Source organism: Dehalobacter sp. (assembly GCF_030063005.1).
GTDB classification, from domain to species: domain Bacteria; phylum Bacillota; class Desulfitobacteriia; order Desulfitobacteriales; family Syntrophobotulaceae; genus Dehalobacter; species Dehalobacter restrictus.
The window spans coordinates 1-22,080 of record NZ_JAPDHR010000037.1; the positions used below are offsets into that span (position 1 = coordinate 1).

At 44.3% G+C, this 22,080-nt stretch carries 21 protein-coding genes, 1 pseudogene and 1 riboswitch; of the genes and pseudogenes, 13 read left to right on the forward strand and 9 right to left on the reverse strand.

Annotation, left to right across the window (positions count from 1 at the left end):
- Positions 1 to 255: 255 nt before the first annotated feature.
- The 6 genes from OKX56_RS10440 to OKX56_RS10465 all read right to left on the reverse strand — a co-directional run bounded on the left by OKX56_RS10440 (position 256) and on the right by OKX56_RS10465 (position 6,031).
- A complete protein-coding gene (locus tag OKX56_RS10440) occupies positions 256 to 2,511 on the reverse strand; it encodes a DEAD/DEAH box helicase (RefSeq protein ID WP_019225746.1) in 2,256 nt (751 codons plus the stop codon).
- A 139-nt stretch (positions 2,512 to 2,650) separates the two neighbouring features.
- Positions 2,651 to 2,938, reverse strand: coding sequence for a late competence development ComFB family protein (locus OKX56_RS10445; protein WP_019225747.1), 288 nt, complete (start codon positions 2,936 to 2,938; stop codon positions 2,651 to 2,653).
- Between the two features lie 128 nt (positions 2,939 to 3,066).
- A complete protein-coding gene (locus OKX56_RS10450; protein ID WP_019225748.1) occupies positions 3,067 to 3,816 on the reverse strand; it encodes an ABC transporter ATP-binding protein in 750 nt (249 codons plus the stop codon).
- A gap of 15 nt (positions 3,817 to 3,831) precedes the next feature.
- On the reverse strand, positions 3,832 to 4,845 hold the full coding sequence (locus OKX56_RS10455) for an ABC transporter substrate-binding protein (protein ID WP_019225749.1): 1,014 nt from the start codon (positions 4,843 to 4,845) through the stop codon (positions 3,832 to 3,834).
- Between the two features lie 84 nt (positions 4,846 to 4,929).
- Positions 4,930 to 5,727, reverse strand: coding sequence for an ABC transporter permease (locus tag OKX56_RS10460; RefSeq protein WP_019225750.1), 798 nt, complete (start codon positions 5,725 to 5,727; stop codon positions 4,930 to 4,932).
- Between the two features lie 16 nt (positions 5,728 to 5,743).
- Positions 5,744 to 6,031: a thiamine-binding protein gene (locus OKX56_RS10465; RefSeq protein WP_015042425.1), complete on the reverse strand. Its 288-nt coding sequence runs from the start codon at positions 6,029 to 6,031 to the stop codon at positions 5,744 to 5,746.
- 115 nt (positions 6,032 to 6,146) lie between these two features.
- Positions 6,147 to 6,253: riboswitch (TPP riboswitch) on the reverse strand.
- 186 nt (positions 6,254 to 6,439) lie between these two features.
- Between OKX56_RS10465 and OKX56_RS10470 the strand changes: the two genes are divergently transcribed.
- The 10 genes and pseudogenes from OKX56_RS10470 (at position 6,440) to OKX56_RS10515 (ending at position 14,023) form a co-directional block, all read left to right on the forward strand.
- Positions 6,440 to 7,159 (forward strand): demethylmenaquinone methyltransferase, encoded by a 720-nt coding sequence (locus tag OKX56_RS10470; RefSeq protein ID WP_019225751.1) that lies wholly within the window; start codon positions 6,440 to 6,442, stop codon positions 7,157 to 7,159.
- Between the two features lie 240 nt (positions 7,160 to 7,399).
- Positions 7,400 to 7,822, forward strand: coding sequence for a CBS domain-containing protein (locus OKX56_RS10475; RefSeq protein ID WP_019225752.1), 423 nt, complete (start codon positions 7,400 to 7,402; stop codon positions 7,820 to 7,822).
- Positions 7,823 to 8,217: 395 nt separating this feature from the next.
- Positions 8,218 to 8,856: a cobalamin B12-binding domain-containing protein gene (locus OKX56_RS10480; protein ID WP_019225754.1), complete on the forward strand. Its 639-nt coding sequence runs from the start codon at positions 8,218 to 8,220 to the stop codon at positions 8,854 to 8,856.
- A gap of 21 nt (positions 8,857 to 8,877) precedes the next feature.
- Positions 8,878 to 9,057: pseudogene (locus tag OKX56_RS10485) on the forward strand (uroporphyrinogen decarboxylase family protein); the annotation flags it as partial.
- Between the two features lie 383 nt (positions 9,058 to 9,440).
- A complete protein-coding gene (locus OKX56_RS10490; RefSeq protein ID WP_019225756.1) occupies positions 9,441 to 10,067 on the forward strand; it encodes a YigZ family protein in 627 nt (208 codons plus the stop codon).
- A gap of 297 nt (positions 10,068 to 10,364) precedes the next feature.
- Positions 10,365 to 10,865 (forward strand): TadE/TadG family type IV pilus assembly protein, encoded by a 501-nt coding sequence (locus OKX56_RS10495; RefSeq protein ID WP_019225757.1) that lies wholly within the window; start codon positions 10,365 to 10,367, stop codon positions 10,863 to 10,865.
- Positions 10,858 to 11,412 (forward strand): TadE/TadG family type IV pilus assembly protein, encoded by a 555-nt coding sequence (locus OKX56_RS10500; RefSeq protein WP_019225758.1) that lies wholly within the window; start codon positions 10,858 to 10,860, stop codon positions 11,410 to 11,412. Before OKX56_RS10495 ends, OKX56_RS10500 begins: the two co-directional genes overlap by 8 nt.
- Positions 11,413 to 11,450: 38 nt before the next feature.
- On the forward strand, positions 11,451 to 11,933 hold the full coding sequence (locus OKX56_RS10505) for a pilus assembly protein TadG-related protein (RefSeq protein WP_287896380.1): 483 nt from the start codon (positions 11,451 to 11,453) through the stop codon (positions 11,931 to 11,933).
- A 240-nt stretch (positions 11,934 to 12,173) separates the two neighbouring features.
- Positions 12,174 to 13,169 carry an acyltransferase family protein gene (locus OKX56_RS10510; RefSeq protein ID WP_019225760.1) on the forward strand — a complete coding sequence of 332 codons (996 nt, stop codon included), beginning with the start codon at positions 12,174 to 12,176 and terminating at the stop codon, positions 13,167 to 13,169.
- Positions 13,170 to 13,348: 179 nt separating this feature from the next.
- Positions 13,349 to 14,023: an HAD family hydrolase gene (locus tag OKX56_RS10515; RefSeq protein ID WP_287896396.1), complete on the forward strand. Its 675-nt coding sequence runs from the start codon at positions 13,349 to 13,351 to the stop codon at positions 14,021 to 14,023.
- 95 nt (positions 14,024 to 14,118) lie between these two features.
- Here OKX56_RS10515 and OKX56_RS10520 read toward each other — a convergent pair whose 3' ends face one another.
- Positions 14,119 to 15,507: an NAD(P)/FAD-dependent oxidoreductase gene (locus OKX56_RS10520; RefSeq protein WP_015042437.1), complete on the reverse strand. Its 1,389-nt coding sequence runs from the start codon at positions 15,505 to 15,507 to the stop codon at positions 14,119 to 14,121.
- A 75-nt stretch (positions 15,508 to 15,582) separates the two neighbouring features.
- Here OKX56_RS10520 and OKX56_RS10525 point away from each other — a divergent pair, with 75 nt between their 5' ends.
- Positions 15,583 to 17,001, forward strand: a complete 1,419-nt coding sequence (locus tag OKX56_RS10525; RefSeq protein ID WP_015042438.1) for a hypothetical protein — start codon at positions 15,583 to 15,585, stop codon at positions 16,999 to 17,001.
- 116 nt (positions 17,002 to 17,117) lie between these two features.
- Positions 17,118 to 17,957, forward strand: coding sequence for a PRC-barrel domain-containing protein (locus OKX56_RS10530; protein ID WP_015042439.1), 840 nt, complete (start codon positions 17,118 to 17,120; stop codon positions 17,955 to 17,957).
- 18 nt (positions 17,958 to 17,975) lie between these two features.
- Here OKX56_RS10530 and nth read toward each other — a convergent pair whose 3' ends face one another.
- The gene (nth, locus tag OKX56_RS10535) at positions 17,976 to 18,629 is read right to left on the reverse strand and encodes an endonuclease III (protein ID WP_287896398.1); all 654 of its coding nucleotides are present in this window, start codon (positions 18,627 to 18,629) and stop codon (positions 17,976 to 17,978) included.
- Between the two features lie 28 nt (positions 18,630 to 18,657).
- Positions 18,658 to 20,037: a uridine kinase family protein gene (locus OKX56_RS10540; protein ID WP_287896384.1), complete on the reverse strand. Its 1,380-nt coding sequence runs from the start codon at positions 20,035 to 20,037 to the stop codon at positions 18,658 to 18,660.
- A gap of 267 nt (positions 20,038 to 20,304) precedes the next feature.
- On the opposite strand from OKX56_RS10540, the gene thrC reads away from it, so the two are divergent.
- A complete protein-coding gene (gene thrC, locus OKX56_RS10545) occupies positions 20,305 to 21,786 on the forward strand; it encodes a threonine synthase (protein WP_015042443.1) in 1,482 nt (493 codons plus the stop codon).
- Positions 21,787 to 22,080: the final 294 nt, after the last annotated feature.

Genomic DNA, 22,080 nt, shown 5'->3' on the forward strand with positions numbered 1-22,080 from the left:
CAGGCATATTTGGTATGCAGCTACAAGCGGCGACCACAATATTTGCTGTTAATTTAAAAAGAATTATAACTTTAATGGGTTAAAAAGAGAGTGATAAACTAAGCCATTACATATAAGAATTGAAAAATCAGGAGAATGAGTCAATATATCTCATCTTCTGGTTTTTTGGTTGTGTGGTTTAAGCGAAAAACAAAGTGTTTTTCAGTGGCCTCTAAAACGGCTCCTCTTTTTGATGGCTACAGAGGGCAAGGCAGCTTAATTTAACTCTTGGATCGAAGCCTCATCTCTGTCCAGTTTCTTGATGCAGATGCTGAAGCGTTCTCTTAACGACTGGTCTGTTACGGCTTCCCGCATCTGGCGCAGTAAATCGATGGTTCGCCTTAAGACCGCGATAATGTCTCCTTCATCGAGGGTGCAGAGCTGCTGAAGCTCGATTAATGTGGCGCCTTTGCTCCAATGATACGCAAGGACGGCCGCCTTGGATTCAAAGCGCACAGCGTCAGGCCCGCAGATGCTCTGAATATAATTCAGGATTTCCCTGACAGGCTTAAAATCAATCTGGTCAAACTTTTGGAAATACTCATTACGTTTGCTTTCATAATCAATACAGGAAATCAGCGCAGTCAGCTGGTCATCATCCAGCTGTTCGATGATTCCTGAGTAAATCAACTCGGTTACCAGGATTTCCTGCACATAAATATATCTGGCGAGCTCCCCCCGCGGCAAAAGCTTGTCATTTCCGATATAGCCTATTTGCTGCAGTAGGGCTTTTTTTCTTTCAAATTCGGAATTAAATGTGTTGTAATCCGGCATTGAGAACAATTGATTCTTGAGGTCCGTGATTTCTTTTTCGAGGTTCATCCACTTTCCGGCGAAGGATTTACAGCTGTCGTTTTGTTTTCTGGTACATTTCTGGGGAACAGTCTTAAGGATCTTCTCCCATTTCATGATTTTTCGGTGCATCTGACGCCCGAAAATCTTATTGCGGCGTCGCGGGTCCAATTTATCATAGGCTTTATGAAGCCTGTCCAATTCTTTCTTTTTCGGGTAGTAATTCAGCGGACACCGATAGGTCCCGACATGCTCACAAAGGTTCTCTTTGGCTTGGGCTGATTGCTCGGACAGAAGACGAATCTCTTCTTCCGTTTTTTGTGCGGTCAAGATATAGGAATGAGCAGCAAAACTTTTTTTGAAATAGGTTTCGATTTGCTCCGGCGATAATGTTGCCAGGAGATTCAAAACTGTATTATAGGAAAGCCGAAACTGACTGGTCAGAGGTTCTAACTTGGCAATATCAAATTTTACCGGCGGTTCTTTTTCAAAGTAATTCAAATCAACAATCGCAAAGGAATAACCGATCTCGTCAATGCCGCGTCGGCCGGCCCTGCCGGACATCTGAAAAAATTCGTGGTTTGCCAGAGCCCTGAAACTGCGTCCGTCGTATTTGTTTAGGGAATCAAAGCAGACGGCCTTGACAGGATAGTTGATCCCGACACTGAAGGTCTCGGTACAGTACAGAACTGAGATCATCTTGGCCAGGAAAAGATCCTCTACGACGGATTTCTGCAAAGGCAGCAGCCCGGCATGGTGATAGGCAATACCTTTCCGGCAGACCCTGAATAACTTGCGCGTGGAAGAGGACCAAGTATCTTCAGCACCAAAATGCTCCAAAAAAATGTTTTTCACTTCTTTGCTTTGTTCCGACGACAGATAGTTTTTGATATTGGCCAGTTCATGCGCTTTATCGGCGCATTGCTTTCTGCTGAATACAAAATAGAGGGTAGGAAGATATTGTTTATCAACAGTTTTGATCAGGTCAAGATGTGACGTCGGTTTAAACAGCGGGGAATTATCGGTTCTGTCCGTGGATTTAAGCTTCTGATAATAGAACCTGATCAGGTCATCATAGCCGATGATGCCGGTGTCCTGACAAAAATAATAATATTCCAGAGGAACGATCCTTTGCTGTTCCTCGATCAACACAACGGTGTCTTTGCGGATGGCCTCGATCCAGCCCTTCAGTTCCACGGCATTGGCAATTGTGGCACTTAAGCCCAGAATCTTAATATTTGGCGGAGCGAGAATGATGGATTCTTCCCAGACTGTACCTCTGTCCTCATCATTAAGCCAGTGAATCTCATCAAAGATGATATAGGAAACGTGCTCCAGTTCCGGGTCATTGGTGATGACCTGGTTGCGGAAGATCTCTGTCGTCATGATCAGCAGCGGAGCGCCAGGATTGATCACAACATCCCCGGTCATGATCCCGACGGTCTCGCTGCCAAATTGGTGGGAAAAATCTTTGAATTTCTGGTTGCTTAACGCTTTTATCGGTGCTGTATAAATAATCCGTTTGCTTTCCCGAATTGATTTTTCGACCAGATAATCTGCTACCATTGTTTTTCCTGTCCCGGTAGGGGCTGAGACAATGACGGAATGCCCGTGATTGATTGCTTCAATCGCATCCATTTGGAATTGGTCGAGTTTTAGTCCCTGATACTCGGAAATCACGCTGATCACCTGCTTTTATTTTGAAGTCGCAATCATTGTAACAGAGTAAATAGCGATAATCAAATCCAGGATTGGAAAAAGTAAAGACGCCTCATATCATTTGAAGCGCCTTTGCAACTGTCATTAATCCCATGCGGGTTTATTCTTCTTTCTGGTCAAGCGGATGGGACGGGAAAGCAGCAACTATCTGGGCAGCACCAACGACTTCTGCCAAAACTCGGGCTTTGTCCGGAAACATTTGTGATTCAAAGTGTGTCATGACTTCGCCTTTTAAGGAAACATAATATCTTGGAGGGAAGCGGTTCAGTACAAAAGCCATTATGTCGGCCTGACACCGTTCGCATTTGCAAGGGATATTGGCGACGGGCAGATAATCTTCCAGTGTTTTCTTCACGATGACTTCACTAAAATTTTTTAGTTCATACATTAGTCTTATCCTCCCTGGGAAAAAATGCTTACCCTATTTTAACATATCGCGCCAAAGGGTAAAAGAACCCAGCGGGATTTCGAAAAAGTTTTTCAGGTATTGAAACATCTTCAAACGTTCTTTGGATATCAAGTTCCCAGCAAGTGAAACAGTTTTGTCTTCAAAGGCAATATCCCGGAAGAAAAAATCAGTTCCGGATCACGCGGCCGGGGAAACGGAACGTCGATGATCTCGACAACTTCTGCCGGGTATTTGCTGAGTACAAAAATTTTATCCGACAGCAGAATTGCTTCTTCAATATCATGGGTAATAAAGAGCACGGTATGCTTCGTTTCAATCCAGATTGACAGCAGCCAAAGCTGCATTTCTCTGCGGGTCAGGGCATCAAGCGCCCCGAAAGGCTCATCCAAAAGCAGCGTGGGCTGTCCGAATAGGATGGTTCGGAGCAGGGCGCCACGCTGTTTCATGCCGCCGGAAAGCTGATGAGGATAGTAATCGGCAAAATCGAGCAGCCCGAAATGTTCCAGACCCTTGATGGCCTCGACTGAAGAGATTTTTTTATCCTGGCGTCTGAGATCGCAGCCCAGCGTTACATTTTCCCGAAGAGTCCGCCACGGAAGAAGCAGGTCTTTTTGAAACATGTAGCCGACATGTCCTGGCATTCCGGTGATTTCTTGGTCATCGAGAAGGATTTGCCCCTGGTCGGGCTTTTCAATACCGGCGATAAGATTGCACAGCGTACTCTTGCCGGAACCGGAAGGCCCGATCAGGGAGACGAAAGAACCGCTCTCGATGGTCAGATTCAAATCCCGGAAAATCTCCATGGATTGACCGTTTTCGATATAGGTTTTCGAAAGGTTTTTTAAGGCAAGTGTCAAGGCGTCTGACCTCCGTTATCTGGTCGGAAGAAAATCATTGGTAAAAGCTTTGGATGAATCCATCATTTTGGTGACGAGCTTATTGTCATAGAGCCACTTGCTGTAGTTTTCCCAGACAGTTGCTTTCTGGACACCCCATTGTTTCGCATCGGCTTTGTACTGCGGGCTCAGCCAGGCCTGACTGCGTTTGATCATTTCCGGATCGGATTCAGGAGCGTATTTGATCAAGATTTCAGCTGATTCTTCCGGATTCCCAATTGCATATTCGTAGCCGGCACCGATTGCCTGCATCATTTTGCGGACAGTATCGGGGTTACTCTGAATCATTTCCTCGTTCGAGACAATGACCGGTGTGTAATAATCGAGGGCAGGGTCGATATCTTTCAGCCAGATCATATTAAGTTCCTGTCCTCTGATTTCAGCCTGGATACCTGTCCAACCATAGAAAATCCAGGTCAGATCAATATTGCTATTCAAAGAGGCCAACTGATCGGTTTCCCCGATATTGACCATGTTGATTTTGCTGAAGTCGGCATTTTCTTTTTGCATCAGCGCTGTAAGGATCGCGGTTTCCGAAGGCAACCCCCAGCCGCCGTATGTTTTTCCTTCAAAATCCTTGGCTGTCAGGATATTCTTGCTTCTCAGCGAGACAAAACCAGAGGTGTTGTGTTGAATGATAGTTGCCAGAGAGACAAGTGGCAAGTCACTGAGGCGGGCAGATGTAACCTGTTCCTGTGCACTGATACCAAAATCTACCTTTCCGGTTGCAACAAGCTGCTCGAGTGTTCCTTGGCTCGATGGGTTGACAATGTTGACTTCGAGTCCCTGGTCTTTGAAATAGCCTTTATCCTGAGCAACAAATAGCCCGGTATGATTCGTATTCGGTGTCCAGTCCAGCATAAGCGTTAGTTTAACCGGCTGGTTATTCTGGACGGAGTTCTGTTCAGCCTGTTTGCTGCAACCCGAAAGAGTCACAGTGAGAATCAGAAGGAGCACAATAAACGTAACCAATATCTTTTTCGTTTTCATTTCTATACCTCACTTGTATTTTTTGGGGGGCGAAGGAACGTATCTTTTCTCCTTGTTTACGGGGACGAAAGATACGTCCCTGGGTCAGCTTGTCCGTCTGTATCGGGAATACCAGGGAAGCAGTAGCCTGGTCAGAATAATAATGATTGCATAATAAAAGAAGCTGAGAGCAGTGATTGCAATGATTGCTGCAAATACTCTGTCGGTAAGGAAATTATTCGAAGAACGCAGCAGATAGACACCGAGCCCTTGGCTTGCTCCAAGCCATTCACTGATGACAGCCGTCATGACACTGTAGGCAGCAGCAATTTTCAAGCCTGAAAACAGTGCCGGCATAGCGTGAGGCCAACGGATTAGGGAGAATACCTGCCATTTGGATGCGCCCATGCTTTGCAGCAGATGCAGAAGATCTAAATCGCTTAATTCAAGGCCTTCAAGCAAACTGATCGCGATCGGAAAAAAACAGACCAGAACGACAATCAAGATTTTAGGCAGTACCCCATACCCCAGCCAGAGCAACAGCAGCGGTGCGACCGCTATCAAGGGGATCGTCTGGGAAATGATCAGAAATGGGTAAAACACCCGCCGAGACAGCGGAAACAGCGTCATTAGTGTGCTGACCGTCATGCCCAGAGCAACAGCGAGCCCTAAGCCCAACGTCGTCTCAATGATCGTTGCTTTGGTATGGCCCCAGATCACGTCCTTCGTATTCCAGAGAGCTTTCCCGATCTGAGAAGGAGAGGGAAGAAGCCAGCGGGGGATGCTGAAGTAATTTACCGTAAGCTGCCAGACTGCCAGCAGCACAACCAAAAAGAAAAGGGCAGGGGCATACCTCAGCAGTACAGCCGGTGGTCGGAATCTCCGGCTATTGTTTTTCAGCAATGGGAATCCCTTCTTTTCAGCGGTACTTGGCAATTTTCTCATTGATCGTGGAACCCTGGGGTACATAGTCAATTTTTACATTGGTCATTACCCTGGAAGCCCCGGCTTTGATACAAGCCTCCATAGCATCTTTGATGACCTGCCAGATTTCATCAGGCTCTCCTTCAAGTGCTGTTTCCATCGGACCGACTTCGTAGGGAAGGCCGCTTTGGGCGACAACTTTGATTGCTTCATCAACAACCGGATAGATTCTGGATTCCTCAACTTTTGGAATGACCTGAAAGGCCATTGTTATCTTCGCCAAAATACATTTCTCCTTCACGTATTTTATAGATTACTGTCCGTGACTTTGTAAATAATAAGACACTGCTTATCAACCATGACCGACAAACAAAAAACGCTGCAAAGGCAGCGCAGTTATTAAAGTTTTTTATTATTACTACGCTGGCATTACCCAGATCAGTTTTAAGGGTCGGATACGTGATATCCCTCTCAGCCAGCATCCCCAGCTCCCCATACTATTAAATTAGTTTTATCCTACCATAGTTGAAAATCATTAGCAATAGTGTTTTAGATTACTGTTTGCTTTTCATCAGATCATTTGCTTCTCAGGTGAGATATTCTAGATAGTTCTTAAATTGGACAATTTGGGCTAATTATCATATGATAGTACTGACCATATACTGGGCAAGATGGTACAAGGAGAGAGAAAATGGATTTTGCAGGCAAAGATAAATCAGAATACGTCAAGGAAACGTTTAACGCGATTGCCGGGAAATATGATCTAATGAATTCCCTGATGAGTATGGGGATGGATAACGCCTGGCGGGCCAAAGCAGTCAGGATTGTCGAGGCTAAACCCGGAATGAAGATGATTGACCTGTGCTGCGGAACCGGCAAGCTTACCAGAGAAATTGCCGTCGCCGTCGGGGATTCCGGCAGAGTCACCGGAGTCGATTTTTCAGAGGAAATGCTGGTTGTGGGCCGGAAAAATATTGAAAATGACCGTTACAAAGCGAGTATTGAGCTTTTGCAGGGCAATGCGATGAGCTTGCCTTTTACCGACAACAGTTTTGACGGAGCGACCGTTGGCTGGGGGCTCAGGAATCTTCCTGATCTGCGCCGCGGAATCCGGGAAATGATCCGTGTTGTCAAACCTGGTTCGATGGTTGTATCTCTGGATATGGGAAAACCGACTATACCGGTTTTCAAACAGTTTTACTGGCTGTATTTTGAGAAGATCGTCCCGTGGCTGGGAAAAATCCACGGCGGAAAACAAAAAGAATACACGTATCTTTATGATTCAGCCTGTGAGTTTGAATCTCAGCGTCAGCTCACCCTGATCTTTGCTGAATGCGGACTTCAGGATACGGGATATAAAAATCTTGTCGGCGGTGTTGTGGCGATCGTGTATGGCCGAAAACCAAAATGAATCAAACAAATAGAATAAAAATAAGGAATTCAATTATAAACAACAATAATAGCAGTAAATAACGTAATAAAATTATCCCCGGGTCAACCGAGGATAATTTTATTTTTACAGCAAAAGATAGTATAGATAATCATTTTTCTTTAATTAAAATCAACGTTTTACAAAGGGATTATTTACTGACATAATTCATTGGTTTCAGTGAAAAACTAGTGGAAATATTAAAACGGAGGTGTTTTTTATATGCGGGTCATGGATATTATGTCAACAGATGTAAGCTGGGTGGACCCAGCAGCCAAAGTTACGGATATCGCTAAAATTATGAGAGATAAAGATATTGGTGCTGTTCCGGTCGTTCAGGCCGGCAAAGTATTGGGAATTATTACAGACCGGGATATTGTTCTGAGGGTCATCGCTTCGAACAAGGATGTCAACCAGATGACGGCCGAGCAGTGCATGACGGTAGATCCAATCTGTATCGATGGCACGCAGGATATCGATACTGTTGCTGAAACCATGGCTGAATACCAGGTAAAACGTCTTCCTGTGCTGAACAAGGGGCAAATTATTGGGGTCATTGCGTTAGGTGACCTCGCGATTGAAAATATTCATATCAATGAGGCTGGAGAGGCTTTAAACGGGATATCGCGAGGCATCAGCCATTAATGCCAGATAGGAAAGATACTTCAATCATAAATGGGATATGCTTTACAATGGCATATCCCATTACATATTTTATGGAGGTTTTATGAGTGAAAACAAAATATCATTTTTAAGCGGCTCTTTTTTATGGTTTGGTGCTGCAATTTTCTCAGGCAGTTACGATGTGGTGGAAATTCAATAAATAGATACTGTCAGACAAAATCCAAAAGTATGAATTGAGATACATGTACCATAAAAGATTGTGTAATGTTACAGCTAAAGCAGTTCTAAAGATGCAATCAATGATCCGGATATATTTGAACATAAAATTTCTAAAAATCATTTCATACTAAATTTAAAAAAATGTATATTTGGTATAGTTGCTTGTATACACAAATTTTTATGGAGGATGATCTGAAGTGGTGGATTTGAAAGTCCTGACTCAAGCGATGTCCGATTTGGACGAAGACGTGCTAAACAAGGCCATTGATGAAGTACTAAGTAAAGACGACAATGCCGCAGAAGCTCAAGAAGTTGTTAAAGCTTGTCAGCAAGGTATGACACTCGTAGGTGAACGCTATGATTCGGGCGAGTACTTTATTGGAGATTTGGTCTTCGCCGGGGAAGTGTTGCAAAGTGTAATGGACAAGCTCAAACCGGCTTTAAGTGCAGGTTCCTCAGCAAAAGGCGGAAAGATTGTTTTAGCTACAGTCTTTGGAGATATTCATGACATAGGCAAAAATATTTTCAGATCCGTGGCTGAAGCCGCGAGTTTTGAGGTGATCGACCTGGGGATCAATGTTCCGGTTAACCAGATCGTGGACAAGGTAAAAGAGGTTAACCCTGATATTATAGGATTAAGCGGCGTACTGACTTTGGCGCTGGATAGTAAGAAAGAAACAGTTAATGCGCTTAATGAAGCAGGCCTTAGAAATTCAGTTAAGGTGATTATCGGCGGAGTACCCGTTAATGAGAATGTATGTAAAAGTATAGGTGCCGATGCCTTTTCGACAAACGCAGCTGAAGGTGTAAAAATATGCCAGAGATGGGTGGGTTGATCAATAAGTGAAGCTATGAACCTCTATCAAGAGCGGACCAAGGAAGAATGTATTGCCAAAGCGAAAGAATTAATCGATGGTATGGCAGGCGGAGGATACATTTTTGGCACCGATAAGGAGCTTCTTGCACCAGCGGATGGCAAGGCGGAAAACATCATCGCCGTAAATGAATTTGTCATGGAGTATGGTATTTATAAATAGGAGGTGTTTCACGATGGAAGAACAATTGTTGATTTCTTGGAGTGATATCGTTAAAGAGCTCCGGAACTCGCAGACAAGGACCCCGCGATGGGAATGAATTGGGATATTGGACAGGAAATGAGTTTTGCCTAGCCTATGTAACTTTCCTGGCACTCTTTTAAACAAATATCCGTACTGCCGGAAGTAGTTTACCAGTGCCTACTGGCAGGGAAAAATATAGAAGCAACTATCAGCCAGGAGAAAATCCTGGCTTTTTTGTGTTCGGTTATAGTGTGAAAAAGTCAAATATAAGAAGGGTTAAAGGATATAAGTTGAAATCTATGTTATATTTAGAATATAGGTACTGGCTAAAACTATAATTAAGTTAATGGTGGGGACGAAAAGTGGAAGCATTTAAAACAATCGAGAGAGAGACAGAGGCCGAACAAGTCGTTGAAAAATCAAGGTTTATCGCTTTGGTTAAATATATCGAAGGCACGGCCGAAGCCGAAAAAAATATGAAGGAAATCCGGGAAGTCCTTCCTAATGCCCGTCATTATGTATACGCTTACCGTATTCACGAAGGCAGGATTGAGAAAGCCTCGGATGACGGCGAACCGCAGGGTACAGGGGGAAGACCGGTCATGGAACTGCTCCAGCACCGGCAGCTCTGGAACATCCAGATCATTGTTGTGCGTTATTTTGGCGGTATCCTGCTTGGTACCGGTGGACTTACAAGAGCCTATGGCGGGACAGCCCGCCTTGCATTGGAGAACACAGCGATTGTCCAGCTCGTTCCGCACCGGATCTATGTACTCCGGATTCCGTACTCCTGGTTTGAACAGATCCGGTACGGCCTGAAGCAAAAGGGCATGGAAAGCGGTAATGAAAAGTTTAGTGAAGAAATTGATCTTGAAGTATACATCCGGGATGGAGATCAGGATACCTTTACTGGCTGGCTGCATGAATTCACCAACGGGCAGGTTTCCTGGAAGGATGCTGGGGCTGTATTAAAGTCGGTTAGCGTATAGAAAATAAGACCCTCAGGGGCCTTTTTTTTTACGCAAAATATGTAGGTACTGGGAACGCATGGATTAATCTACTGGTACTATTGGGAAACAAAAATAGTCCGAAAGTATCAATTTCTTGTAAAAGACATCATTTCGACAAATTTCCTCTTGAGGGTCTGAGTTTTTATAGATAGAATCCATATAAAACCAAATGTAAAATGATTGTAAACTAAACGTAAATATATTGTAAAAAATAGACAAGGCTTAACTAGTTGCATATGGCAGCGGCTGATTATATTAATGCTGGGCGGTAAAAATATGAAAATCAGAGAATTTATTAGTTTAAGAAAAATACGGGAATGCAAAAAAGGTCAGGCTATGGTGGAATTTGCACTGGTTTTGCCTATCTTACTACTATTTTTTGGTTTTATTTTGGATGCCGGACGAATTGTCGATGCACAAGTATTGGTACAGAGTGCAGCAAATGAGGGAATCCGGCAAGTTACCAGCAAGACAAATATCAAAGAACAAGTAAAAAATTCCATTAGTGATTATACAGACAGATTGGATTTTGATCAGTTAACCGTTGAGGCCAAAGCTGGAGAGACAAAACGAAGGAATTATACGTATCATGCGAACAAGGGATCTCAATTTCAAGAATTACCAAGCTATTATACATATTTTAACGCGACAGTAACCTTGGAATATGATGTACCGGTGCTCATGCCGCAGTCAAAATTGTTTTTTGGTGATGAATTTAGGGTATTGTCAACATTTACTTCGCAGGTGTTTTTAGAGGGGTACCCTGAGGATGGTTAGAGATATCGAACGGATACGTTTGAAGGGAAGGGTGTTCAATTTGATGCGCATGCTAAAAAATGAAAATGGACAGGCACTTGTTGAATTTGCCCTGGTACTTCCTTTATTTCTAACGTTAACGTTTGCTGTGATAGATTTAGGGTGGATGATGAATAAGTATCTTACTTTTGATTACGCTTATCGCAATGCGTCTTGGACAATGGGTATAAGCTATGATAGTGATTATTCCCAAACTATCAGTGGAGAATCTGCCAAAAAAGCAATAAAAGAGGCAATGGAAAAGACATCGTCGCTGGTTGATGAGGAAGATCTGTCTGTGAGTGATGCCAAGTTAAAATGTTGGACTGAAAAGAAAGACTACTACACGCCCAAAAGTGGCGGCGGTACGGATCAAAATACAAAAAAATGGAGATATGCGCAGATCACAGCCAGTTTAGTTTATACAGTTGAACCGTTGACTCCGGTAGGAAGAGTGATATTCGGAGAACAGCTGACATTTACGAAAAACCTTAAAAAAAATCGACTGATTATGACAAAAGAAGGTTAGCAAATCAAAGTGTGTTAGGTCAGAAAGTAGGTGGCAATATGCCTAGAAGCGTCTGCTTGCTGATGCGTAAACTTTTAAAAAATGAAGATGGAAATATCACAATTCTATTTGCTGCCCTGTTAATTGTATTGTTTGGGTTTACAGGACTTGTTGTAGATATTGGCGGGATGTACTTAAATCGTCTACACTTGTTTGAGGTTGGGCAAATAATCAGGGATGCGCGTTTTAATGAAACATTGGCGATCGATCATTCGGAAAATCCTGAAGTGACGCTCAATGACATTGCCGACACCTATGCAGTATTAAATGGACTGGATGAAAGCCAGGTAAGCGTAGATTATTATCAGACAAAACTGACGGAAACAGAACGAAATTACGAATTGGATATTAATCTTACAGATACCTATGACTGCATATTTATAAAAATCTTCGGTATTGATACCCAAACAATTAATGTGACCATACATGGAACCAGTACAGCTGCAAAATCACCCCGAATATGGGCTCCAGGAAGAAAGTAGTCTTCATGTTCCCGACCTGGTTATCCGTGATAAATTCCTCCTGTTCCTCTGCCGGAAGCCCATATTTTTTTCCCCTCTGAAAAGATAAAAACTGCTGACAAACGATTGCCTTGTCAGCAGCCTGGCCCCCTGTTAAATACAAGGGGCCAATTAAATGCAATTTTTTAAGGATTCTTGACAAAATGAATGATATAATAAACCAGATCAAATCATCAGGAAAAGAAAGGAACCCGACAGAGGATGAATCAAAGAGATCCGTACTTCGACAACCTGAAATTCATGCTGATTGTTTTGGTGGTTGTCGGTCATATGATTGAACCCCTGATCTATATTCCAGCTTTCAAATCCATTTATGCGTTTATTTATTCATTTCATATGCCGCTGTTTGTTTTCATTTCCGGCTATTTTGCCAAGAATATTGATGATCCGAAATATGAGATAAAAATTATCAGCAAACTAGTCATACCCTATGTTATTTTCGAAATGATCTATTCCGTTTTTGACTTTTGGATTTTCCATAAGGAAAGCCTGCATTTTACTTTTTTTACGCCGTACTGGATCATGTGGTTTTTATTCAGCATGATTATTTGGAAAGTGGCGCTGCCTTATGTGGTCAGGATCAGATATGCACTGCCTGTTACATTTCTTTTCGGCCTTATTGCCGGATATACGGGTGAGCTGGGTTACTATGCGAGCCTGTCGCGGATTGTTGTTTTCTTTCCGTTTTTCCTGGCAGGCTTTTATTTTGAGAAAAAGCATCTGGAAAAGCTGCTGACGAAAAATTGGCGCTTCGCTGCTGGCGGTGTTATGCTACTGGCTTTTCTGGCTTTCTGTTATTTTGGTCAGAATTATACCGTTACGTGGTTTTATGGGAGCGCATCTTATCAGGCGCTTGGCGCTACGGAATGGTTCGCAGGTCTATACCGTGGAGGTATTTACCTGCTGGCTGTAGTTTTAGGTCTGAGCCTGCTGCTGCTGGTGCCTGGCAGGAAGGTTCCTCTGGTTTCAGCGTTGGGGCGCAATACGATGTATACGTATCTGCTTCATGGATTGATCGTGAAGGCCCTTGTTGCATACGGGTTTTATCAGGTTTTGCAGACAGGACCGCAGCGAGCGCTGGTAATAATACTTGGGGCAGCGCTGGCAATCATCCTGGCCTTGAACGGAATTAGAACTTTATTTAAATGGATGGTTGAACCCAAGGTGTCTTTTCTTTTTAAGGAGAACAGCAAATGAAAATAAATGAAATATTTGAAGGCTACATATTGGCGAATATGAGAGAAGTCAAATAATTAATTGGTTAATAAAAATAATATATATTGAATTAGAAAATCTCCTTCGGGATACAACTATACGGTTGGTTCTTTGGTGTATTTGAAAGTATTCGTACAATCAAGGAGGGGATTAGCATAGGAATCAAGCTTGCTGTATTTGATATTGACGGTACCTTGGCACCAACGGACGATCCGATTACTGCCCAGGTAGCCTGTAAATTAAGATCGCTGGAACGTCAGGGGATCAGAATTGTTTTTATTTCCGGTCGGACGGCTTCCTACCTGGCAGGATTGGCCAGGGGAATTGGAATCTGTCAACCTTTGGTTGCGGGAGAAAACGGCGGCGTTATTTTTGAGCCGCTGCGTAAATGGGAGAAAAAGCTTGAAGCTATCCCGCACCAGGTAGGTGAGGTAATGAAGCAAGACCTTCTGAAAAAATTTCCGGATCTCTGGTTCCAGCCCAATCAGACGATGCTGACTGCCACACCTAAGGATTTTTCCACGGTTAATTTATTGTATCAGGCAGTACAAGCTCTAGAACCGGTGAAGAGAAATAAGTATAAAATCAATCGATACGATGATTGTGTAGAGGTCATGCCCAAAGAAAACAGCAAGGGTCGGGCCCTTGCTGTGGTCAAAGAGATCCTTGGTATTCGCAGTGAGGAAGTCATTGTATTTGGAAATACGATTGTGGATTTGCCAATGAAAGACGAAACAAACGATTTCCTTATGATCGGGGATGCAGCCGCTGCGGAAGGTATCAGCAGCTACCCCTGTATAGAAGAAGCTCTCGACTACCTAGAAAGCAATCTATAGTTTACATAGTTTCTAGCATGCAGATTTACGGGCCAATAGCCGAAAAGCGGTATTATAGCCCGCAGATAAGCCAAAACCTATAAGCCAGCTAAGCTTCAAGCCTTCTTTAGTATATTGCGGGCGACGTAGATGCCGCTGGCTGCGGATTGGGACAGGGAGCGTGTAATCCCCGCGCCGTCGCCGATCGCATAAAAATTCGGATACTTCGTTTCAAGTTGTTTATTTAACTGTGGCCTGGCCGAATAGAATTTCACTTCAACGCCGTAAAGCAATGTATCATAGTTCGCCGTCCCGGGTGCGATTTTATCCAGTTTATAGATCATTTCAATGATATTATCGAGATGGCGTTTCGGAAGGACAAGTCCAAGATCACCGGCGTTCGCGGATTGCAAAGTGGGTTTGGTGAATGATTTCATCATTCTTTTTTCATTTGTCCGCCGGCCTTTAATCAGGTCGCCGAAGCGCTGAACGATGACACCATCGCCAAGCATGTTGGAAAGCGTGGCGATATATTTGCCATACTTTAATGGTTCGTTGAACGGAGAAGTAAATTTATTGCAGACCAGCAGCGCAAAATTGGTATTGTTGCTATTCAGTTTATCGTCGGAATAGCTGTGACCGTTTACAGTAAGTACGCCGACGGTATTTTCTGTGACGACATGTCCCTGGGGATTCATGCAGAAGGTTTTGACCAGATCATTGTATTTCCGGGTGTAGTAATGCAACTTAGCCTCGTAGACTTCATCGGTGATCTGACTGAACACTTCGTAAGGAAGTTCGACTCTGACGCCGAGATCAATTTGATTGTTCGTCATCGGAATATTCATTTTCCTGCATAATGAAGTAAACCACTCGCTTCCAACCCGGCCAACCGCGCAGACCAGACGGTCACAGGAATATTCCCCACTGGCTGCGGACAAAATATACCTGTCTTGATCCTGGGAGATATCGATGATTTCTGTCTTATGTCTGATTTCAACTTTGTCTTTTAAAAAGTTGAAGATATTGGTCATGATTTTAAGATTATTCTCAGTGCCAAGGTGTTTGACTTCGGCCTGGAGAAGATGAAGATCATTTTGGAGTGCAATTTTTCCGATTTCGCGCGCTTTGGGAGTCTGGGTACTGAAACGTTTGGTCGTTGCACCAAAGTCAACAAGAATGGAATCCATATACTCTATCAGATCCATGACATTGTCATTGGAGACATACTCATTCAGCCAGCCACCAAATTCGGTGGTAAAATTATATTTTCCGTCAGAAAAGGAACCGCACCCTCCGAACCCCTCCATGATCGCACAGGTCGGGCAATTGGCACATTTTACTGATTTGTTTTCGGTTAGGGGGCATTTTCGGTCGCGTATACTGTTTCCTTTTTCAAAAATGCAGATATTAAGCTTAGGGTTGTGTTTGATCAGTTCATAGGCACACATTATACCGGAGATTCCACCGCCGACAATACCGATATCATAATGTTTCATGATCATAGTCCTCTCATTTCAAATGATTCAACCCATAAAAAAGTATAGCATTTGTCTTTTGGAAAAGGAAGTGAAAGTCGTTTGCCAAGTCCCGGCATGCTCGTTTACTTTGCTTTTATTCTTTTGATCATAATCGCCATTTCTTTTAAGAAAAAACCGGTAATCATTGCTGCCATTGGACTTCTGGCCGTAGGCGTGCTGGATACCGGCAGCTTCTTTGGGGGAATTCAGGCTGCCTTTCGGGGGTTTCTCCTGACAGCTGCGGATCTGCTTCCGATCATCCTGCTGATCGGATTGGTGGTCGCTATGACCGGCATGCTGAAAGAAACGAAAACGGAAACCATCCTGATCAAGCCAATTCTGAAGATTAAAAATGCCGCTTATTTGTACTGGCTCGCAGGGGTCATGCTGCTTACCTTTAGTTTATTTCTGTGGCCAACGCCTGCAGTTTCCCTGCTGGGGGCTTTGATCCTTCCACTGATTCACCGCAGCCGGATCCCTCCGCTTGGTTTGGCGGTTGGTCTATGCATTTTTGGCGAAGGAATTGCGCTGGCAGGTGATTACGTGATTCAGGGTGCGCCCAGTCTTAGCGCCAGGTCAGCCGGCGTCGCTCTGGAGCAGGTCTTACGGCAGTCTCTGCCGCTTGTATGCGGAAGCGGGATCATCGCTTCTTTGATTGGCTTTCGGATGATGCTGGTCCAGCAGAAGAAAAACATTCCTGCGTACGTGGTGGCAGACAACAGGGAACTACTGGACGGGCAGAAGGGGGAGGAGCAGCAAAAAGAACTTGATGTACTTCCTCCGACAAAGCAAAATCATCAGATTCAGAAAAGAAAAAGAACGGTCCTGGCCCTGGCAGCAGCTGCATTTTACTTGTTGGCAGTGATCTGGCTGATCTATGGTAGACTGCGGGGAGACAGTGCTGTAGCGGTTATCGGCGGCGTAACGCTGCTTGTCCTAATTTTTGGCACGATTTTGACTGATTATAAGACATCTTTTAATACTTTTGGGCGTCATATCCAGACTGGGATGAAGTTTTCGATGGAGGTATTTGCCCCGATCGTTGTAATATCAGGTTTCTTCCTCCTCGGGACGCATTCCGGTTATGAAAATGTCCTGCTGCACCAAGGGGCGGGCTATCTGGAACAGCTGGCCTATAAGTTATCTGGTATCGTGGTGCTTAATAAGTATTCCTGTGCTTTGCTGGTGATGCTGACAGCGGTATTGGGGGCAATGAGCGGATCCGGTTTCGCTGCTCTGCCGTTAACCGGCGGGATTGCGGCGGCTCTCGGCCAGGCGGCCGGAATTTCAGCCGTTCCTTTGGCCGTTCTGGGACAGGTTACGGCGATCTGGACAGACGCTGCAGTGATTCCATGGGGATTTCCGGCTATTGTTAGTGCAGTCACCCAAACGGAAGCCGCACAGATTGTCCGGCTGAATGTGCTGCCCTGGCTGGCTGCACTTTGTTTCAGCCTCATATGGACCTTATTCAGTTATTGAAGCAATAAGGTTGTATATGTATTTTATTCGATAAAGAAGGAGAATTTTGTATGATTGTAGAACTACATCCAGAGTGTAATGACAGTCATTTTTAATAGGCGGGAGGATATCGGAAAATGAAGTCTTCGGCAGAAATTCGGGGCTTGAAAATTATCAGCATAAATGAAGGAAAGCAAATCAGCACTGTCAAAGACATCATCATCAATTCTGAGGATGGGAGTTTGGCTTTCTTTGTTATCGACCAGCCGTCAGATTATTTTGGTGCAAGATTAATCGCTTACGCCGATATCCTGGGATTAGGGGATTATGCATTAATCATCAATGACAGCACCGTTGTTCAAGATGTTGCGCATAACGACCTTGCTGTGGAACTTCTAAAAAAAGATGTCAAGGTCGTTAGTTCTCAGGTTCTGACGACCCGGGGGTGCCTGATAGGTCAGGTGAAGGAAATACTGTTCAATGAAACAACCGGAACGATTGCAGCCTGTGAGGTTGTTGATCCGCAGGGGAAATGCAGCGAATTTAAGTGTGATCACGTGATTACGTACGGTAAGGAGATCATTCTGATTGATGACAATCCTTCTGCAGGAAAACAAGCCAAGGAACTGATCAAGCCGGAACGAAACAAGGCGTCAGAGGCATCCGAGCCATCGAGCGGTAAGGAGAGCCCGGCCTTGAGTGAAAAAGAGCTTCTGAAGAAGAAAATCGAACAGTTCGGTAAGAGTGAAAGTTTGCTGAAGACAGCTGAAAATAGCGGGACAATCATATATCCGGAGGATTTCAATGTCTTTGAGCAGCGCCAGCTTCAGTTCCTGCTCGGAAAAACGCTGAATAATGACATTCAGCTTGAGGACGGTACAGTATTAAAAGCAGGAGAGCAAATTACGGGTGAGAATCTCTCCGGGGTGAAAAACCGCAGCACATTAATGCAGTTGACAGCTCATGTTGTAAAATAGGGTGAGGAAGAATTGATATTAGGAAGCACTGGTAAATACCGGACAGCAGTCTTTCAAAGGACAGACCGGGCATTCCGGCTTCCGGGCATGGCAAAGTCTGCGACCGTGAAAAATCAAACGGTGATGGGTATCAATCCATAGTTCCATAGGGATAAGAGCGGTAAGCTCTTTTTCTACTTTAGAAGGGTCTTTTTCCCGGGACAGACCGAGCCGATTGGCAACCCTCAGTACGTGGGTATCCACAGGCAAAGCGGGAATGCCATAGGCGTTTGCTAAGACTACTCCGGCTGTTTTACGGCCAACGCCCGGCATTTTTACGAGGTCATCCAGATTCGAGGGGACATCTCCGTGATGTTCTTCAATGAGCAGCTCGCAGGTCTGCAGAATATTTTTGGCTTTGGTGCGGAAGAGTCCGATCGGGTGAATGATTTCTTCAAACTCGCGGGGAGTGATCTCCAACATCTTTTTGGGAGTGGGGCAGCGTTCGAAAAGTACGGCTGTTACTTTGTTGACCTTTTGGTCTGTGGTCTGGGCGCTGAGAATCGTGGCGACAAGGAGTTCAAAGGGGTTGCGGAAATTTAGCTCACAGTGTGCTTCAGGATAGGTTTGTTCTAAAATATGAAGAATGCGGTTTATTTTACAATCACGCATCATAAGTCTGTTGGGTTCCATCATTTTCTCCTTGAATGATTTGTTATGACTATTCACAATAGATACTGCCACCGATAAATTCCCGGAGGATTGAATTTAAGGGGATGTTGGATGTGTCCATGGGTTCAAAAAACGACAGAAGATTCAGCAAACGAACGGAAGTATCGTAAAACCTATTTGTTTCCTGAATTTTCTTAAGAAGGGGTTCGGCAAAGGAACGTAGAGCGTTCATTTCAAAGAGCAGGCTGGAATTAAACATGATATCAGCTTCTTCCTGGTAGCGAAAAACGCTGGTATTTTCCCCGCGTCTGACACTTGGCCACTGATTCAGAGTCCGCTCCGGACCAAAGCCCCTGAATTTATCGTCGCGTACAATTCGTCTGATCAGTCTCGCCTCAGTTGTCGGGACGCGGTTGTGACGGTCGATATTCAGCAGGAAAAGCGCACTGATATAGATTTTAAAGAACGAATTCCTGTTAATGGTGAGCAAACCTGGGTTCAGGGCATGAAGGCCTTCGACCAGCAGGATATTGTCCGAGTCGAGATGGATATCATTTCCGTCCGGATTTCTCTTTCCGGTGAAAAAGTTAAATACCGGCGTCTGGACCGTTTCTCCCATAATCAGCTTATCCAGATGTTCATTGAGCAGCGCAAGGTCCAGGGAATATAGGGTATCAAAATCCAGCTGTCCGGAAGCATCACGCGGAATGTTTTCCCGATTCAGGTAATAGTTGTCCAGAGATAAGGAAATCGGTTTTAGGCCGTTGACGATCAGCTGAGTCGAGAGACGATGGGTAAAGGTCGTCTTCCCTGACGAGGATGGTCCTGAAATCAGCACGATTCTGACATTTTTATTTTCATTGGTTATGATATCCGCAATGTCCGCAATCTTTTTCTCCTGGAGAGCTTCAGCAATGTTAATGAGATCGATGGAGCGGCCGTTTCTGATATAGGAATTCACGTCCTTGACCTCAGCCAGATCCAGGATTTCAAGCCAGCGTTGCGTTTCCGTATAGGTTGCTGAAAGTTTTTTGGGAAGAACAAAGTCTGCCAAATAACCGGATTCATCGGAAAAATCCAGGATAAATCCCGGCTGAAAAGGAATAAGCCGGAAATCCTTGATAGCAGAAGTATCCTCGAAGGCGGCATAAATTGATTTAATAATGGTTTCATCCAATTTATAGATATGAAAACTCTCATCTTTCCCTAAAAATTTAATGAAATTTTTATGAGTAGCCCAGTTCTTTAGTGTTGTTTCAATCAATCTGACTTCTCTGGGAGAGACCAGGGAGCCGGAAAATTCACAATAAACGCCGTCAAGAATGGAATATGGAATCTTCAGTATTTCTTCGGGGAAAAGTTCCTGGATCACCTTGATTAAGCCAAGCAGCAAAGTCTGTCTGTATTTGCGGGTGAAATTATCTTTCATCGTATTTCGCCTTGCTTTCTGGTTGATTTGAGGAATGTCAAGCCACATGAGTCATTTTATCCAGTGCATCAGTCGCTTATCCAATATATTCTTGCTCAGGCGTAAAATACCTTGTCTTGTGTTCAAAATAATACAGGATAATCCTTGATAGTTAAGCAGGATTCTATTATAGTTATATTGTTTTTACGTGTCTTTTCATATAAAATCAAGTAAAATATCAATTATTGATGATTGAAATATTGCACAGTGATTATTGGAGGAGAAAAAATGTATCTTAGTACCCGCGGCAACATTGATGCTCAGACCTCTGCCCAGGCGATTGCTCTAGGAATGGTACCTCAGGGAGGACTATTTGTTCCTCAGGAGATCCCCTGCGTGGATTGGAAACAATATGCCAACTGCAGTTACGCCGAGCTTGCGCTGCAAATTATGAAGCTGTATTGCGGAGATCTACCGGCAGGAACGCTGGAAGAGGCAGTTAAAGTATACGGAGACGGACGTTTTGATACGTCAAACCCCGCACCGCTTGTTGAAGTCGACGGCTGCGGGATGCTGGAACTCTGGCACGGCCCGACCGCTGCTTTTAAAGATATGGCCCTGCAGGTGTTGCCTTATCTGCTTACTGCAAGTATTAAAGAACTTGGACTTGATGTGGAAGTTCTGATTCTTACGGCGACTTCTGGAGATACCGGCAAGGCCGCCTTGGACGGATTTAAGGATGTTCCGGGTACTCGGATTGTGGTTTTTTATCCCGACGGCGGCGTTAGCGCTGTGCAGGAACGCCAGATGGTTACAACAGGCGGAGGAAATACTTTCGTTGTGGCGATCAACGGAAATTTTGACGAGTGCCAGACTGCAGTTAAAAAGATTTTTTCATCTGAAGAACTGCGCCAAAAACTGAATGCCAGCCATATGGTTTTCTCCTCAGCGAATTCCATCAACTGGGGAAGACTGCTGCCGCAGATTGTTTATTATTTCTGGGCCTATCTCGAGGCAGTAAGACTCGGAAAAACTGCTGCGGAAGAGAAAATCAACATCGTGGTTCCCACGGGTAATTTTGGCAATATTCTGGCAGCTTATTATGCTAAGAGAATGGGACTGCCACTGGGCAGGCTGATTTGTGCATCGAATAAAAACAATGTGCTTACGGACTTCTTCACTGCCGGAACTTATGAAAGCAATCGTCCGTTTTATCTGACTTCGTCACCTTCAATGGACATCCTTATTTCCAGCAATTTTGAGCGCTTTTTGTTTGAAGTATCCGGAAGAGATGCCGGCAAGATCAGTAGCTGGTTCAAACGTCTCTCCAGCGAAGGGAAGTTCAGTGCGGATCCGGATACTTTGACTGCCTGTAGGGAGAATATGATCGCTGGCTGGACGGATGAAGAGGGTGTTTTCGAAACCATCAAAAAAGTGTATGAAGAAGACAACTATCTGCTGGACCCGCATACGGCTGTCGCGATGAAGGTTTACAACGATTATCGAGAAAACAGCGGGGACAAAACCTTTACTGTCCTGACTTCAACGGCGAGTCCTTTCAAGTTTGCTCAAAGCGTGCTGACAGCAATTGCCGGTGACAGGTACAGAGAATGTGACCCCTGGGAAGCGTTGACCAGGCTCAGCGCTTTGACGGGCTGGGATATCCCTTCCGGGCTACAGGGTTTAAGAGAGAAGTCTGCCCAGGAGGTATACCGGTGCCAGCCGGAGGAAATTACCGCTTATCTGGAAAGGAAATTTCTCAAGGACTAGTACCTATGTTGGACATATTTGGATTTGCACTTGCATTTGAAAATATCATCAAGTAAAATAATTAATTGGAAGGATGGGGAACCTTCCTGGGAGAAAAGGTGGACGAGGTGGCTGAAACAGGCAGTGGAACGTACGCTGCCTGTTTCACTTATTGATCTATAAGCAGGAATGAATGATCAGATGAGAAGCAAGATATTTAAAGACACATATAGATAAGATGATAAAGAAATCTGGAGATACCGGCGAAGGCCGGTATTTTGCGTTTAACCCTTAAATACGGGCAATTGGCTCCAA

What these genes read in the sequence shown, in the direction of transcription:
- OKX56_RS10445 (WP_019225747.1), bottom strand. Translation starts at nt 2,938, where the DNA reads ATGTATGAACTAAAAAATTTTAGTGAAGTCATCGTGAAGAAAACACTG.
- OKX56_RS10455 (WP_019225749.1), bottom strand. Translation starts at nt 4,845, where the DNA reads ATGAAAACGAAAAAGATATTGGTTACGTTTATTGTGCTCCTTCTGATT.
- OKX56_RS10470 (WP_019225751.1), top strand. Translation starts at nt 6,440, where the DNA reads ATGGATTTTGCAGGCAAAGATAAATCAGAATACGTCAAGGAAACGTTT.
- OKX56_RS10475 (WP_019225752.1), top strand. Translation starts at nt 7,400, where the DNA reads ATGCGGGTCATGGATATTATGTCAACAGATGTAAGCTGGGTGGACCCA.
- OKX56_RS10495 (WP_019225757.1), top strand. Translation starts at nt 10,365, where the DNA reads ATGAAAATCAGAGAATTTATTAGTTTAAGAAAAATACGGGAATGCAAA.
- OKX56_RS10500 (WP_019225758.1), top strand. Translation starts at nt 10,858, where the DNA reads ATGGTTAGAGATATCGAACGGATACGTTTGAAGGGAAGGGTGTTCAAT.
- OKX56_RS10505 (WP_287896380.1), top strand. Translation starts at nt 11,451, where the DNA reads ATGCCTAGAAGCGTCTGCTTGCTGATGCGTAAACTTTTAAAAAATGAA.
- OKX56_RS10510 (WP_019225760.1), top strand. Translation starts at nt 12,174, where the DNA reads ATGAATCAAAGAGATCCGTACTTCGACAACCTGAAATTCATGCTGATT.
- OKX56_RS10520 (WP_015042437.1), bottom strand. Translation starts at nt 15,507, where the DNA reads ATGATCATGAAACATTATGATATCGGTATTGTCGGCGGTGGAATCTCC.
- OKX56_RS10530 (WP_015042439.1), top strand. Translation starts at nt 17,118, where the DNA reads ATGAAGTCTTCGGCAGAAATTCGGGGCTTGAAAATTATCAGCATAAAT.
- nth (WP_287896398.1), bottom strand. Translation starts at nt 18,629, where the DNA reads ATGGAACCCAACAGACTTATGATGCGTGATTGTAAAATAAACCGCATT.
- OKX56_RS10540 (WP_287896384.1), bottom strand. Translation starts at nt 20,037, where the DNA reads ATGAAAGATAATTTCACCCGCAAATACAGACAGACTTTGCTGCTTGGC.
- thrC (WP_015042443.1), top strand. Translation starts at nt 20,305, where the DNA reads ATGTATCTTAGTACCCGCGGCAACATTGATGCTCAGACCTCTGCCCAG.